11 protein-coding genes are annotated in these 14,548 nt (G+C 69.8%); 7 read left to right on the forward strand and 4 right to left on the reverse strand.

Features of this window, described 5'->3' with window-relative positions:
• Positions 1–15: 15 nt before the first annotated feature.
• Together uvrC and AC1DWJ_RS02345 are read right to left on the reverse strand one after the other, a co-directional pair.
• Positions 16–1,986, reverse strand: coding sequence for an excinuclease ABC subunit UvrC (gene uvrC / locus AC1DWJ_RS02340; RefSeq protein WP_477619910.1), 1,971 nt, complete (start codon positions 1,984–1,986; stop codon positions 16–18).
• Between the two features lie 108 nt (positions 1,987–2,094).
• On the reverse strand, positions 2,095–2,607 hold the full coding sequence (locus AC1DWJ_RS02345) for a Rieske (2Fe-2S) protein (RefSeq protein ID WP_457255391.1): 513 nt from the start codon (positions 2,605–2,607) through the stop codon (positions 2,095–2,097).
• Between the two features lie 271 nt (positions 2,608–2,878).
• On the opposite strand from AC1DWJ_RS02345, the gene AC1DWJ_RS02350 reads away from it, so the two are divergent.
• The 5 genes from AC1DWJ_RS02350 to AC1DWJ_RS02370 all read left to right on the forward strand — a co-directional run bounded on the left by AC1DWJ_RS02350 (position 2,879) and on the right by AC1DWJ_RS02370 (position 7,920).
• Positions 2,879–4,009 (forward strand): branched-chain amino acid ABC transporter substrate-binding protein, encoded by a 1,131-nt coding sequence (locus tag AC1DWJ_RS02350; protein WP_457255392.1) that lies wholly within the window; start codon positions 2,879–2,881, stop codon positions 4,007–4,009.
• A gap of 115 nt (positions 4,010–4,124) precedes the next feature.
• Entirely contained in the window at positions 4,125–5,111 is a 987-nt protein-coding gene (locus tag AC1DWJ_RS02355) for a branched-chain amino acid ABC transporter permease (RefSeq protein WP_457255393.1), read from the forward strand.
• A complete protein-coding gene (locus tag AC1DWJ_RS02360; protein ID WP_457255394.1) occupies positions 5,108–6,238 on the forward strand; it encodes a branched-chain amino acid ABC transporter permease in 1,131 nt (376 codons plus the stop codon). The genes AC1DWJ_RS02355 and AC1DWJ_RS02360 overlap by 4 nt, the downstream gene beginning before the upstream one ends.
• Positions 6,231–7,211: an ABC transporter ATP-binding protein gene (locus tag AC1DWJ_RS02365; protein ID WP_457255395.1), complete on the forward strand. Its 981-nt coding sequence runs from the start codon at positions 6,231–6,233 to the stop codon at positions 7,209–7,211. The genes AC1DWJ_RS02360 and AC1DWJ_RS02365 overlap by 8 nt, the downstream gene beginning before the upstream one ends.
• Positions 7,201–7,920, forward strand: coding sequence for an ABC transporter ATP-binding protein (locus AC1DWJ_RS02370; protein WP_457255605.1), 720 nt, complete (start codon positions 7,201–7,203; stop codon positions 7,918–7,920). The genes AC1DWJ_RS02365 and AC1DWJ_RS02370 overlap by 11 nt, the downstream gene beginning before the upstream one ends.
• 83 nt (positions 7,921–8,003) lie before the next feature.
• Here the strand turns inward: AC1DWJ_RS02370 and uvrA are convergent, their stop codons facing one another.
• The gene (gene uvrA / locus AC1DWJ_RS02375) at positions 8,004–11,120 is read right to left on the reverse strand and encodes an excinuclease ABC subunit UvrA (protein ID WP_477619911.1); all 3,117 of its coding nucleotides are present in this window, start codon (positions 11,118–11,120) and stop codon (positions 8,004–8,006) included.
• A 99-nt stretch (positions 11,121–11,219) separates the two neighbouring features.
• Here uvrA and AC1DWJ_RS02380 point away from each other — a divergent pair, with 99 nt between their 5' ends.
• The gene (locus tag AC1DWJ_RS02380; RefSeq protein WP_457255397.1) at positions 11,220–13,046 is read left to right on the forward strand and encodes a glycoside hydrolase family 15 protein; all 1,827 of its coding nucleotides are present in this window, start codon (positions 11,220–11,222) and stop codon (positions 13,044–13,046) included.
• Positions 13,043–13,780 (forward strand): maleylpyruvate isomerase family mycothiol-dependent enzyme, encoded by a 738-nt coding sequence (locus AC1DWJ_RS02385; RefSeq protein ID WP_457255398.1) that lies wholly within the window; start codon positions 13,043–13,045, stop codon positions 13,778–13,780. Before AC1DWJ_RS02380 ends, AC1DWJ_RS02385 begins: the two co-directional genes overlap by 4 nt.
• 22 nt (positions 13,781–13,802) lie before the next feature.
• On the opposite strand, the gene AC1DWJ_RS02390 is transcribed toward AC1DWJ_RS02385, so the two are convergent.
• The gene (locus AC1DWJ_RS02390) at positions 13,803–14,450 is read right to left on the reverse strand and encodes a response regulator transcription factor (protein WP_457255399.1); all 648 of its coding nucleotides are present in this window, start codon (positions 14,448–14,450) and stop codon (positions 13,803–13,805) included.
• Positions 14,451–14,548 lie beyond the last annotated feature (98 nt).

Consider the following 14,548-nt stretch of genomic DNA (forward strand, 5'->3'; position numbering starts at 1 on the left):
CCTGGTTCGTCGCGGTCAGTCATCGTCGAGGATCTCTCCGGTCATCAGGTTGACCGCCGGGGCAGGCGTGCCCGCCGAGACCAACTCTGCCGCAATCGTGGCCGCCAGCGCAGGTCCGATCCCCGAAACCTCCTGCAGCTCCTCGACCGAGGCGGCCCGGACCTTCTTCACCGACCCGAAGTGCCGGAGCAGCGCCTTGCGCCGCGTCTCGCCCAGCCCGGGGATGCCGTCGAGGACGCTGCTCGTCATCGCCTTGGAGCGGCGCTGCCGGTGGAACGTGATGGCGAAGCGGTGCGCCTCGTCGCGGACCCGCTGGAGCAGGTAGAGCCCCTCGCTGGTGCGCGGCAGGATCACGGGGTAGTCCTGGCCCGGCACCCAGACCTCCTCCAGACGCTTGGCCAGCCCGACGACGGCGACGTCGTCGATGCCGAGGGCGGTGAGCGCGGCCTGCGCCGCGTTGACCTGGGGCAGCCCACCGTCGACCACGACGAGGTTGGGTGGGTAGGCGAACTTCTTCGGCTTGCCGGTGTCGGGGTCGATCCGCTCCGGTCCCGCCTCCGGGTCCGGCCCGAGCTCGACGTCGGAGGCCTGGTCACGCTCCTCGAGGTAGCGCTGGAAGCGGCGGGTGAGGACCTCGTCCATCGCCGCGGTGTCGTCGACCTGCTCGCCACGGATGACGAACCGGCGGTACTCGGACTTGCGCGCCAGGCCGTCCTCGAACACGACCATCGACCCGACCACCTGGGAGCCCTGGATGTGGCTGATGTCGTAGCACTCCACCCGCAGCGGTGCGTCTGCCAGGTCGAGGCTGGTCTGCAGCTCCTGCAGCGCCTGGCTGCGGGCGGTGAGGTCGCCGGCGCGGGCGAGCTTGTGCCTCGCGAGGGACTGCTTCGCATTGCGGTGCACCGTCTCGAGGAGGGTGCGCTTGTCGCCCCGCTGGGGCACCCGCAGGTCGACGGCGGAGCCGCGCAGCGACCCGAGCCACACGGCCACGGCGTCGGCCTCGTCGGGGAGCACCGGCACCAGGACCTCGCGCGGGACGCTGTCGCCGGACTCGCCGCCGTAGACCTGCTGCATGAGGTGACCGACGATCTCCGGGACCGTCTCGGCGTCCATCTCGGCGACCCAGCCCCGCTGGCCCCGCACCCGGCCACCGCGGACGTGGAAGACCTGGACCGCGACCTCGAGCCCGTCGTCCTCGAGCGCGAACACGTCGGCGTCGGTGCCGTCACCCAGCACGACCGCCGACTTCTCCAGGGCCTTCCCCAGGGCCACGAGGTCGTCACGCAGCCGGGCCGCCTGCTCGAACTCCAGGGACTTCGACGCGGCCGCCATGTCGCGCTCGAGGCGCTTGACGAAGCGGGTGGTGTTACCGGCCATGAAGTCGCAGAAGTCCTCCGCGATGGCGCGGTGCTCCTCGGGCGTGACCCGACTGACGCACGGCGCCGAGCACTTGTCGATGTAGCCCAGCAGACACGGTCGCCCCACCTGACCGGCTCGCTTGAAGACCCCCGAGGAGCAGGTGCGCAGCGGGAACACCCGCAGCAACAGGTCGAGCGTCTCGCGGATCGCCCAGGCGTGGGCGTAGGGCCCGAAGTAGCGCGTGCCCTTGCGCTTGGCGCCCCGCATCACCTGCGCCCGCGGGAACTCCTCGCCGAGGGTCACGGCGAGGTAGGGGTAGGACTTGTCGTCGCGGTACTTGACGTTGAACCGCGGGTCGTACTCCTTGATCCAGGAGTACTCCAGCTGGAGTGCCTCGACCTCGGTGGACACCACGGTCCACTCGACGCTCGCCGCACTGGTGACCATCGTCGCCGTGCGCGGGTGCAAGGCGGCGATGTCCTGGAAGTAGGAAGACAGCCGCGGGCGCAGCGACTTGGCCTTGCCGACGTAGATGACCCGCTTGGCCGAGTCGCGGAACCGGTAGACCCCCGGGTCGACGGGGATCTCCCCCGGCGCCGGGCGGTAGGTCGACGGGTCAGCCACGGCTCCACTCTATGGAGGGTCACCGACGGCCCGCCCCGCGGGCCACAAGGTATGCCGCGCGGTGACCGCGCGGCATACCTCCCCCTGCGCTCGTGGTGGGCAGGTGGGTCAGGTGACGCTGATCCCGTCGCCGCTCACGGTGACCGTCTTCTCGGGCAGCGCCTTGGTGGCCGGCCCCTGCTTCACGGCGCCGGTGGAGATGTCGTACTTGCTGCCGTGGCAGGCACAGTTGATCGTCCCGTCGGCCACCCCGCTCACCAGGCAGGCCTGATGGGTGCAGACCGCGCTGAACGCCTTGAAGTCGCCGGAGGTGGGCTGCGTGACGACGATCTTCTGGTCGGCGAAGATCTTCCCGCCGCCGACCGGGACGGTGGCCTTGGAGATGGCCTCCTTCGCCGCGTCGGTGACCGAGCTGGCGGCGCCCGTCGCTGCATCCTCGGCGGCACCACACGCGGCCAGCGCGGTCGCGCCGACCCCGGCGAGCCCGACGGACGCCAGCACGGTGCGGCGTGAGGGCCCGGACGCGGGGGCGGCTCCGGGGACCGACGTCGGCTCGGAGACAGGGGTGGGGGTCGGGGTGTCGGGTGGGGTGTCGGGTGGGGTGTCGGGCGGGGTGGTCATGCGCGCGCCTTTCGGTGGAGGTGCCCCCTGCCGGGGGGACTGACCAAGGGGGCCCGGTGGGTGGGCCTGACATGGGTACTACGGGTGACGCTGCCATGACGTTCATGTGCATCTGTCCGTCGGGGTGATAACGACACGGTCACGCATGACGGCGATGTGCCCACATGCGCGGGGAACGGCGGCATAGTCTGCACACACCCCAACCGGGGTGACCCGCGGGCGCAGGCTGTCCCGCGTGCTTCAGATGACTTCAGGAGGAGTCTTGCGTTCCGTGTTCAAGATTGGCGCGCCCCTCGTGGCCGCTGCCCTCGCGCTGACTGCTTGCGGAGGGACCACCGGCGACAGTGGCTCCGGCTCCGGCAGCAAGGCGTGTGACCTCAAGATCGGCTACTTCGGTCCGCTGACCGGAGATGCCGCCAACCTCGGTATCAACATCAAGAACGGCGCCGAGCTCGCCGTCAACGAGTACAACGCCAAGAACGCCGACTGCAAGGTGACGCTGACCTCCTTCGACAGCCAGGGCGACCCCTCGATCGCCCCCGGCCTGGCCCAGAAGGCCGTCACCGACAAGAAGCTGGTCGGCATCGTCGGCCCGGCGTTCTCCGGTGAGTCCAAGGCAGCCGGCCCGATCTTCGCCCAGGCCGGCCTCAACACCATCACCGCCTCGGCGACCAACCCGGCGCTGTCCGAGAACGGCTGGAAGACCTTCCACCGCATCCTCGGCAACGACGCCACCCAGGGTCCCGCTGCCGCGAAGTACATCAAGGACATCCTCAAGGCCGACAAGGTGTTCGTCAGCGATGACACCTCCGAGTACGGCAAGGGCCTGGCCGACATCGTCAAGAAGGACCTCGGCTCCGCCGTGGTCGCGACTGACCAGACGGCAGCCGACGGCAAGCAGGACGACTTCTCGCCGACCGTGACCAAGGCCAAGGCCTCGGGCGCGACCGTGTTCTTCTACGGCGGCTACTACTCGAACGCCAGCAAGCTGGTCAAGCAGCTGAAGAGCGGTGGCTTCACCGGTCAGTTCGTCAGCGCCGACGGCGTCAAGGACGACGGCTTCATCAAGGGCGCCGGCGCGGCGTCCGAGGGCACCATCGTCACCTGCCCGTGTCTCCCCCCGGACCAGGCCCCCGAGTTCGCTGCGGCGTTCAAGAAGGCCTACAACTCCGACCCGGCCACCTACTCGGCCGAGGCCTATGACGCCGCGAACGTCTTCCTCGCTGCGATCAAGGACGGCAAGACGTCCTCCGCGGACATGATGTCGTTCATCAGCTCCTACAGCGCCAAGGGCGTGACCAAGACGGTCAAGTTCGACGCCAAGGGCGAGCCGGCCGAGGTCTCCGTGTGGGCCTACAAGGTCACCGGCGGCAAGATCGTTCCGGACCAGGAAATCAAGTAGTTAGACCGGTTGCGGCCAGGACTCTCGGCAACGGGAGTCCTGGCCGCTACCGTGTTCCCGTCCGGACCCGGACCCGGTCGGCCCTGCTGCGACGGTCCCTCACCACGGAGGTCTGATGGAGCTTCTCCTCAGCAATTTCTGGGCGTACACGATCGGCGGTCTGGCCTTCGGTGCCATCTACGCGCTGATCGCGCTCGGCTACACCCTTGTCTACGGCGTGCTGCGACTGATCAACTTCGCGCACTCCGAGGTCTTCATGTGGGGCAGCTTCGCCGCCGTCTGGGTGCTCCTCGCCCTCGGCGCGAAGGGCGCGACCGGGTTCGGCCTGGTCGGGTTCCTGGTCATCGGTTTCGCGGCGGCCATGGCGGTCTCTGCGGCCGTGGCACTGGGACTCGAGTTCGTGGCCTACCGCCCGCTGCGCAAGCGCAACTCGCCACCGCTGATCGCCCTGATCTCCGCGATCGGCGCCTCCTACGTGCTGTCCGAGGCGATGGGCCTGCGCGACAAGCCGTTCAAGTGGTTCGGGGCCGACGACAACCTGGCCGACTACGTCGGGCGGCCGCGTGAGGCGTCTCCGCTCCCGCTGGACGTCCCGACCGTGCGGCTCTTCTACATCTTCGACTACCACGTCTCGAACATCGACCTGATCGTGCTCGGGTCGGCGATCGTGATGATGGTCGTGCTCGACCAGTTCGTGCAGCGGTCCCGGCTCGGCCGAGGCATCCGCGCTGTCGCCCAGGACCCCGAGGCCGCCGCCCTGATGGGTGTCAACCGCGACCGGGTGATCCGCCTGACCTTCGTGATCGGCGGGGCGATGGCCGGCGCCGCAGCCATGATGTACCTGCTCAAGATCGGGGTGACGCGGTACAACGCGGGCTTCCTGCTCGGTGTGAAGGCGTTCACGGCCGCGGTCCTGGGTGGCATCGGCAACCTGCGCGGAGCCCTCCTGGGCGGGTTCGTGCTCGGCGTCGCGGAGAGCTACGGCTCGGCGGTCTTCGGCTCGAACTGGAAGGACGTGGTCGCGTTCACGCTGCTCGTCGTCATCCTGCTGTTCCGACCCACCGGCCTGCTCGGTGAGTCCCTCGGAAAGGCGCGCGCATGAACCCCGTCTCGTCCTTCTTCCACGGTGTGGCCAACCGGTTCCGTGCCCTCCCCCGCTGGGGCCGGCTCGTGGTGCTGGCCGTCGTGGTCGTGTTGGTCTACTTCCTCCCCATCCTCAACCCGCCGCTGATCACGACGCCCGACTCCGACTTCGGGGCGGTGCTGTTCCTCTGCGCGATGTACGCCCTCGTGGCGATCGGGCTGAACATCGTGATCGGGTATGCCGGGCTGCTCGACCTCGGCTACATCGGCTTCTTCGCGATCGGCGCCTACACCGTCGGCGTCCTGGGTTCGGCCCACGCGAAGCTCCCACTCCTGCTGTGCATCCCCGCCGCGATGGCGGTGACGCTGGTCTCCGGTGTCGTGCTCGGTGCACCGACCCTGCGGGTGCGTGGCGACTACCTCGCCATCGTGACGCTCGGGTTCGGTGAGATCGTCCGCCTGATCCTGGTCAACGCGGACAAGCTGACCAACGGCAACCGCGGCATCTCCGGCATCCCGACGCCGCCCAGCCTCGACCTGTTCGGGGTCCCTCACCTCGTGTGGGACGGCTTGGTCGCCAGGGTCGACCTCGACAACCAGACCCGGTTCATCAAGTTCTCGGTGGTCGACTCGATCCCCTACTACTGGCTGGCGCTGACCCTGGTCTTCGTCGTGCTCTTCCTCGACTGGCGGATGCAGAACTCCCGCGTCGGTCGGGCCTGGGAGGCCACCCGCGAGGACGAGGACGCTGCCGAGCTGATGGGTGTGCCGACCTTCCGGTTCAAGCTGCTGGCGTTCGCCACCGGCGCGGCGATCGGTGGCCTGTCGGGTGCGCTGTTCGCCACCAAGCAGCAGTTCATCAACCCCGACAACTTCACCATCCTCTACTCGGTGCTGTTCGTCGCCATGGTCGTCGTCGGTGGCCAGGGCAACCGCTGGGGCGTGGTCGTCGCGGCCGCGCTGCTGACCTACCTGCCGGAGCGGTTCCGGGACCTGTCCGACGCCCGGTTCCTGCTGTTCGGCCTGGCCCTGATGGCGCTGGCCATCTTCCGCCCGCAGGGCCTGATGCCTGCCCGGAGGAACGTCCGAGCCAAACGGGCCGACGAGGAAACCGAAGTGCTCGAGGAAGGAGCGGCGCATGCCTGACGCCACCAAGGGTCCCGCCGGCGCCGGCCGCCCCGACGACAACGACCCCACGAAGGACCTCGCCGACGACGCGAGCGTCACCCAGGCGGACGCGCACCGTGGCACCCGCGTCGACGACGACACGGTGCTGGCCCCCGACGAGGAGGCCGTGCCCGACACCTCGGTCGACATCTCCGTGGGCGCGGTGGCCGACCTGCCCCCGGGCAAGATGCTCGAGGTCGACGACGTCACCCTCCGCTTCGGTGGTGTCACGGCCCTCGACGGGGTCTCGTTCCACATCAACACCGGGGAGATCCTCGGACTCATCGGGCCGAACGGCGCGGGCAAGACGACCTGCTTCAACGTGATGACCGGCGTCTACCAGCCCACCTCGGGTCAGGCCCGGTTCATGGGTGAGCCGCTCGGCAAGCGCCAGAAGTTCCAGATCACCAAGCTGGGGATCGCGCGGACGTTCCAGAACATCCGCCTGTTCCACAACATGACCGCCATGGAGAACGTGCTCGTCGGTGCCGACGCGCACCACTCCACCGGCATCGGATCGGCCCTGCTGCGGCTCCCGAAGCACAAGGCCGAGGAGGCCGAGGGCAACGAGCGGGCCTACGAGCTGCTCCGGTTCATGGGGCTGGAGAAGCGGGCCGACGAGCTGGCCCGCAACCTCCCCTACGGTGACCAGCGTCGCCTCGAGATCGCCCGCGCCCTGGCGACCAACCCCAAGCTGCTCTGCCTCGACGAGCCCGCTGCCGGGTTCAACCCGGCGGAGAAGTCCCGGCTCATGGAGCTGATCCAGACGATCCGTGACCAGGGCTACACGGTGCTGCTGATCGAGCACGACATGAAGCTCGTCATGGGCGTCACCGACCGCATCGTCGTGCTGGAGTTCGGCAAGAAGATCGCCGAGGGCCTCCCCGCGGAGATCCAGGACAACCCTGCCGTCATCGCGGCCTATCTGGGAGTTGATGAAGATGCTTCTTGAGGTCGAGGACCTCTGCGTCAACTACGGACGCATCGAGGCGATCCGCAACATCTCGTTCACGGTCGAGGAGGGCGAGGTGGTCACGCTGATCGGCGCCAACGGGGCCGGGAAGACCACCACGATGAAGACGGTCTCCGGGTTGCGGCCGGTCCGCCAGGGCACGGTGCGGTTCGAGGGCCAGGACATCACCTCGACCCCCGCGCACGAGCGGCCGGTGCTCGGCATCGCCCAGTCCCCGGAGGGGCGGGGCTGCTTCGTCGGCATGACCGTGCTCGAGAACCTCGACATGGGGGCCTACGCCCGAGCCGACCGCAAGACCCCGAAGATCAAGGAGGACCGGGACCGCGTGTTCGGGCTCTTCCCGCGTCTCGCGGAGCGCCGCAGCCAGGTCGCCGGAACGATGTCCGGCGGTGAGCAGCAGATGCTCGCCATCGGCCGGGCGCTGATGGCCAACCCGAAGCTGCTCCTCCTCGACGAGCCGTCGATGGGTCTGGCGCCCAAGCTGATCCAGCAGATCTTCGACATCATCACCGAGATCAACAAGCAGGGCACCACGGTGCTGCTCGTCGAGCAGAACGCCGCCCAGGCCCTCAAGCGCGCCCACCGCGCGTACATCCTCGAGACCGGTGAGATCGTCCGTGAGGGCACCGGCCAGGAGCTCGCCAACGACCCCGCGGTCAAGGCGGCCTACCTCGGTGGCGACGTCTAGGCGGACCCACCTCCTGTGCCGCGCCACCGGCATACCGCGAACGGCCCCTCGGTGCTCACCGAGGGGCCGTTCGCGTGGGGTGGCTAGGCCTTCTTGGTGGCCTTGCGCGCCGGGGCCTTCGCGGCAACCTTGCTGGTCGCCTTGCGCGCCGGGGCCTTCGTCGCGCTCTTCGCTGCCGACGTCGTCGCAGCCTTGCGGACCGGTGCCTTGGCCGCTGCGTTGGTCGCGGACTTGGTCGCCGTCTTCTTGGTGGCGGCTGCCGCCGCGGTGCGCTTGGCCCCGGTGGCGCGCTGGGGGGTCCGGGCACTGCGGGCCAGGATCGGTGCGAGGAACTGGCCGGTGTAGCTGTCCTCGACCCGCGCGACCTGCTCGGGCGTGCCCTCGGCGACGACCCGGCCTCCGCCGTTGCCACCCTCCGGGCCCATGTCGACGATCCAGTCGGCGTTCTTGATGACGTCGAGGTTGTGCTCGATGACGATGACCGAGTTGCCCTTGTCGACCAGGCCCTGCAGCACCATGAGCAGCTTGCGGATGTCCTCGAAGTGCAGACCCGTGGTGGGCTCGTCGAGGACGTAGATGGTGCGACCGGTGGACCGCTTCTGCAGCTCCGCGGCCAGCTTGACGCGCTGGGCCTCACCACCGGAGAGCGTGGGCGCCGGCTGTCCGAGTCGGACGTAGCCGAGCCCGACCTCGTTGAGCGTCTTCATGTGTCGCGCGATCCCGGGGACGGCGGCGAAGAAGTCGGCGGCCTCCTCGATCGGCATGTCGAGCACGTCGGCGATGGTCTTGCCCTTGAAGTGCACCTCGAGGGTCTCGCGGTTGTAGCGCGCCCCGTGGCAGACCTCGCACGGCACGTAGACGTCCGGGAGGAAGTTCATCTCGATCTTGATGGTGCCGTCGCCGGAGCACGCGTCACAGCGCCCGCCCTTGACGTTGAACGAGAACCGGCCCGGCTGGTAGCCGCGGATCTTCGCCTCGGTCGTGGTGGCGAACAGCTTGCGGATCGCGTCGAACACCCCCGTGTAGGTCGCCGGGTTGGACCGCGGGGTGCGGCCGATCGGGCTCTGGTCGACGTGGACGACCTTGTCGAGGTTGTCGAGGCCCTTGACGGTCTTGTGGCGGCCGGGCACGTGACGGGCACCGTTGAGCTTGTTGGCCAGGACGTTGTAGAGGATGTCGTTGACGAGGGTGGACTTGCCCGAGCCCGAGACGCCGGTGACGGCCACGAGGTTGCCGAGCGGGAAGGACACGTCGACCCCGTGCAGGTTGTGCTCGCGGGCCCCGACGACGGTGACCTCGCGGCCCTTCTCCTGCGGCCGACGCACGGCCGGCATCGGGATCTCGAGGCGACCGGAGAGGTACTTGCCGGTGATCGAGTCGGGATGCTCGAGAAGGCCCTGCACCGGCCCGGAGTGCACGACGACCCCGCCGTGCTCCCCCGCACCCGGACCGATGTCGACGACCCAGTCGGCGGTGGCGATGGTGTCCTCGTCGTGCTCGACGACGATGAGCGTGTTGCCGAGGTCGCGCAGGCGCGTCAGGGTCTCGATCAGGCGGTGGTTGTCACGCTGGTGGAGCCCGATGCTGGGCTCGTCGAGGACGTAGAGGACGCCGACCAGGCCCGACCCGATCTGGGTCGCGAGCCGGATGCGCTGCGCCTCGCCGCCGGACAGGGTGCCGGCCGGCCGGTCGAGCGAGAGGTAGTCGAGCCCCACGTCGAGCAGGAAGCCGAGCCGGGCGTCGATCTCCTTGATGACCCGCTCCGCGATCTGGCGCTCCCGGGTGGTGAAGTCGACCTCCTTGAGGAACTTCGCGCAGTCCGCGATCGCCAGCCCGCAGATGGCGGAGATGCTGCGACCACCGATGTGCACCGCCAGCGACTCGGGCTTGAGCCGGGCCCCACCGCACTCGGGGCACGGCACCTCGCGCATGAACCCCTCGTAGCGCTCCCGGCTCCACTCGGAGTCGGTCTCGGAGTGCCGACGCTTCACGAACGGCACGACACCCTCGAAGCCGGTGGTGTAGGACCGCTCGCGGCCGTAGCGGTTCTTGTAGCGGACGTGCACCTTGTAGTTCTGGCCGTGGAGCAGTGCCTCCCGGGCGCGCGCCGGCAGCGCCTTCCACGGGGTGTCCATCCCGAACTTGAGGTCCTCGCCGAGGGCGGTCATGACCCGCTGGAAGTACTCGGCCGAGCCGCTGGTCGAGGCCCAGGGGGCGATCGCCCCCTCGGCCAGGGTCAGGTCCTCGTCGGGCACGAGGAGCTCCGGGTCGACCTCGAGCTCGGTGCCGAGACCGGTGCACTTGGGGCAGGCACCGAACGGGCTGTTGAACGAGAACGACCGCGGCTCGACCTCGTCCATCGACAGCGGGTGGTCGTTGGGGCAGGCCATCCGCTCGGAGAAGCGCCGCTCGCGCTCGGGGTCCTTGGGGTCCTTGTCGACGAACTCGACGACCAGGACGCCGCCGGCCAGGCCCAGCGCGGTCTCGACCGAGTCGGTGAGGCGGCGCTTGGCCCCGGTGTCGTCGCCCTTGGCCACCAACCGGTCGACCACGACGTCGATGGTGTGCTTGACCTGCTTCTCCAGCTTGGGCGGCTCGGTCAGCGACACGACCTCGCCGTCGACCCTGGCCCGGGAGAAGCCCTTGCTCTGGAGCTCGCTGAACAGGTCGACGTACTCGCCCTTGCGGGCCCGGACGACCGGGGCCAGGACCTGGAACCGGGTCTTCTCGGGCAGCTCGAGGAGGCGGTCGACGATCTGCTGGGGGCTCTGCCGGGTGATCGGCTCGCCACAGACCGGGCAGTGCGGGCGACCGGCGCGCGCGAACAGCAGGCGGAGGTAGTCGTAGACCTCGGTGATGGTGCCGACCGTGGAGCGGGGGTTGCGGTTGGTCGACTTCTGGTCGATGGACACCGCGGGCGACAGGCCATCGATGAAGTCGACGTCGGGCTTGTCCATCTGGCCGAGGAACTGGCGGGCGTAGGCGGACAGCGACTCGACGTAGCGACGCTGGCCCTCGGCGAAGATCGTGTCGAAGGCGAGCGAGGACTTGCCCGACCCGGACAACCCGGTGAAGACGATCAACGAGTCGCGAGGGAGCTCGACCGACACGTCACGGAGGTTGTGCTCACGGGCCCCCCGGACGATGAGCTGGTCGTGCTGGTGGCGGCGGGCAGGCACGGCTGAAGTCACGCGCCCCATCGTAGGTGGCCGCACCGACACTGCTCGCCGGAGCCCGTGGCGCAGGCCCTCCCCGCGGCATACCCGGCGCAGGCCCACCCCGCGGCATACAGTCGGCGCATGGCCACCCACGCCCCCACTCCGATCGAGGAGTACGCCGTGCTCGGCGACACCGAGACCGCCGCCCTGGTCAGCCGGGCGGGGTCCATCGACTGGCTGTGCCTGCCGCGGTTCGACTCGACGGCGTGCTTCGCAGCGCTCCTGGGCACCCCCGAGCACGGCCGGTGGCTCCTCGGCCCGGTCGGCGAGGCCAGGAGCACCCGGCGCTACGTCGAGAACTCGTTCGTCCTGGAGACCATCCACGAGACCGAGACGGGGGCCGTCAAGGTCCTCGACCTCATGCCGCTCGGCGACGGACGGGCCGACATCATCCGCAGCGTCGAGGGACTGCGCGGCACCGTGCGGATGCGGCACGAGTGGATCGTCCGGTTCGACTACGGCAAGGTGCGTCCATGGGTGTCCCACAGCGTGGGTCACCGGCTCGACGGCGACGTCATCACGGCCGTCGCGGGTCCCGACATGCTGGTGCTCCGGGGCAGCCGGCTCCCCCAGGCGCACGACGGCCACCACGAGGACGAGTTCGAGGTCGCCGCCGGACAGACCCACACCTTCTCGACGACGTGGTTCCCCTCGTTCGAGCAGGTCCCGCCGCCGCTGGACATCGACTCGCGGATCGCGGAGACCATCCGGGTCTCGAACGAGTGGGCCGAGCGCTGCGACTACGAGGGCCCGTACCGCGAGCTCGTCGTGCGGTCACTGCTCACGCTGCGCGGCATGACGCATTCGCGCTACGGCGGCATCGTCGCCGCACCCACGACGAGCCTCCCCGAGGACTTCGGGGGTGAGCGCAACTGGGACTACCGCTACTGCTGGCTGCGCGACGCCTCCCTGACGCTCGAGGCGCTGCTCGCGTCGGGGTACGTGGACGAGGCCCGGCTGTGGCGCAACTGGCTGCTGCGCGCCGTGGCCGGTGATCCCGAGGACCTCCAGATCATGTACGCCATCAACGGGTCGCGACGGCTGCCCGAGCGCACGCTCGACCATCTCCCCGGCTACGCCGGCTCCACCCCCGTGCGGATCGGCAACGGCGCGGTCGACCAGCGCCAGTCCGACGTCCTCGGCGAGGTGATGATCGCGCTGGACGAAGCCCGGGCCAAGGGTCTCGAGGTGTCCACCCAGAGCTGGGCCATGCAGCGGGCGCTCGTGCAGAACCTCGCCCGCCACTGGCAGGAGCCCGACAACGGCCTCTGGGAGATCCGCGGCCCGCTGCGCCACTTCACCCATTCGCGGGTGATGGTGTGGGCGGCGTTCGACCGCGCCGTCCGGGGGGTCGAGAAGTGGGGCCTGGAGGGTCCGGTCGAGCAGTGGCGCGAGCTGCGCGACCAGGTCCGCGAGGAGATCCTCTCGAAGGGCTTCGACGCCCGGCGCAACACGTTCACCCAGCACTACGACACCACCGAGGTGGACGCCTCCTTGCTGCTGATCCCGCTCGTCGGCTTCCTGCCACCCGACGACCCGCGCGTCCTCGGCACCGTCGCCGCGATCGAGCAGGACCTGATGCGTGCGGGCTTCCTGCTGCGCTACCGCACCGAGACCGGGGTGGACGGCCTCGCGGGTGACGAGCACCCCTTCCTGGCCTGCTCGTGGTGGCTGGTGAGCGCGTATGCCGTGTGCGGCCAGCTCGCGAAGGCCCGGGCCCTCATGGACCGGCTCGTGGAGCTGTTCAACGACGTGGGGCTGATCTCGGAGGAGTACGACCCCCACGAGAAGCGGATGGTCGGCAACTTCCCCCAGGCGTTCTCGCACCTCACCTTCATCGGCGCCGCCCACGCCCTCGCCGAGGCGGAGGCGAAGGGCGCCGCCGAGCCCGGGGGTCAGCTGCCGTGAAGGCGGACCCGGGGACCTTCGAGGCCGACCTCGCAGCGGTGCGGCGCCACACCACCCTGCTCGTCGAGCACACCGACACGCTGGCGGACCTGCGGGCGCCGTCGCTGTGCGAAGGCTGGAGCCGGGCGCACGTGCTGGCCCACGTGGCCCGCAACGCGGAGGCCATCCAGCGGCTGGCGCAGTGGGCCGTCGACGGTGAGCCGAGGCCGATGTACCCCGGAGGCACCAAGGGTCGCGATGCGGCGATCGAGGAGGGCGCCGCGAAGCCCGGACCGACCTCCCCCGACGACCACCGGCCCGCCGGGGCGTTCGCCGACGACCTGGCCGTGACGGCCGCCGCGCTGGACCCGCACCTGGCCGCCCTCGGTGGTCCGCTGGCCGTCGACGAGGTCGAGATGCGGGGTGGGCTGATGGTCCCCCCGCTCGTGCTGCCGCAGCTGCGGCTGCGCGAAGTGGTCTTCCACCACGTCGACCTCGACGACGGCTTCACCTTCGCGGACGTCGAGACCGACCTCGTCCGCGGGTTCATCGACGACGCGGTCGGCCGGCTGACGGCGACCGAGCACGCGCCCGGCCTTCGGGTCGTCAGCGACGAGGGCGACGAGTGGGTGGTGGCCGACGGCGCAGCCACGGTGAGGGGACCACGGTCCGGCCTGCTGCTCTGGCTGGCGCGGCGGGACCCCCGCGAGGTCAGCTCGGAGGGCGACCTTCCCCACCTCCCCCGCGGGTCCTAGGCCCGTGCGGGGCCGGTGCCCTTCAACCGGCTGGGACCGTCGCTCCGGTGATTCCGGCACGACGCGCGATCGCGACCGCGGCGAGGGCCGAGTGGACCTTGAGCTTGTGCAGGATGCTCTGCACGTGGGTGCGCACGGTGTTGGGTGAGACGTGCAGGAGCAGCCCGATCTCGGTGCGGCTCATGCCCTCGACGAGGCAGGCCAGGACTTCGAGCTCCCGGCTCGTGAGCTCACGGATGCCCTGCACGTGCTCGACGGTCGTGTGCTGGCCGCGCGAGAGCGACACCAGCACCTCGGCGAGCAGGTCGGCAGGGATGCGGGTCTCGCCGCGGGCCACCCCGCGGATCGCGTCGACCAGGGCGTCGGCGGTCTCGGTCTTGGAGACCCATCCCCGGACCCCCAGCTGGACCGCCTCGACGATCTGGTCACCGGCCTCGGCCCCCGTGGCGATGACGATGCCGAGCGTCGGGTCGTCGGCCAGCGCCTCGCGGGCCAGGGTCAGACCGTCCTCACCCGCGAGGGCGAGGTCCAGCACGACGACGTCGCACTGGGTCTCGCGGAGGCGCCGGAGCCCCTGCGCGACACTGGTCGCCGACCCCTGGACCTCGATGTCGGGGTAGTCCCCGAGGCAGAGGGCCAAGGCGTCCACGAACACCTCATGGTCATCCACGAGCAAGACGCGTACAGGGGCTGGCATGTGCCCCAGCGTCGCGCACCCCCTCGGTCGGCAGAACACGCCAGTGCGGGAGTGGCGCCTACGTCAAAAGG

It is taken from the genome of Pedococcus sp. P2_D7, assembly GCF_056404295.1.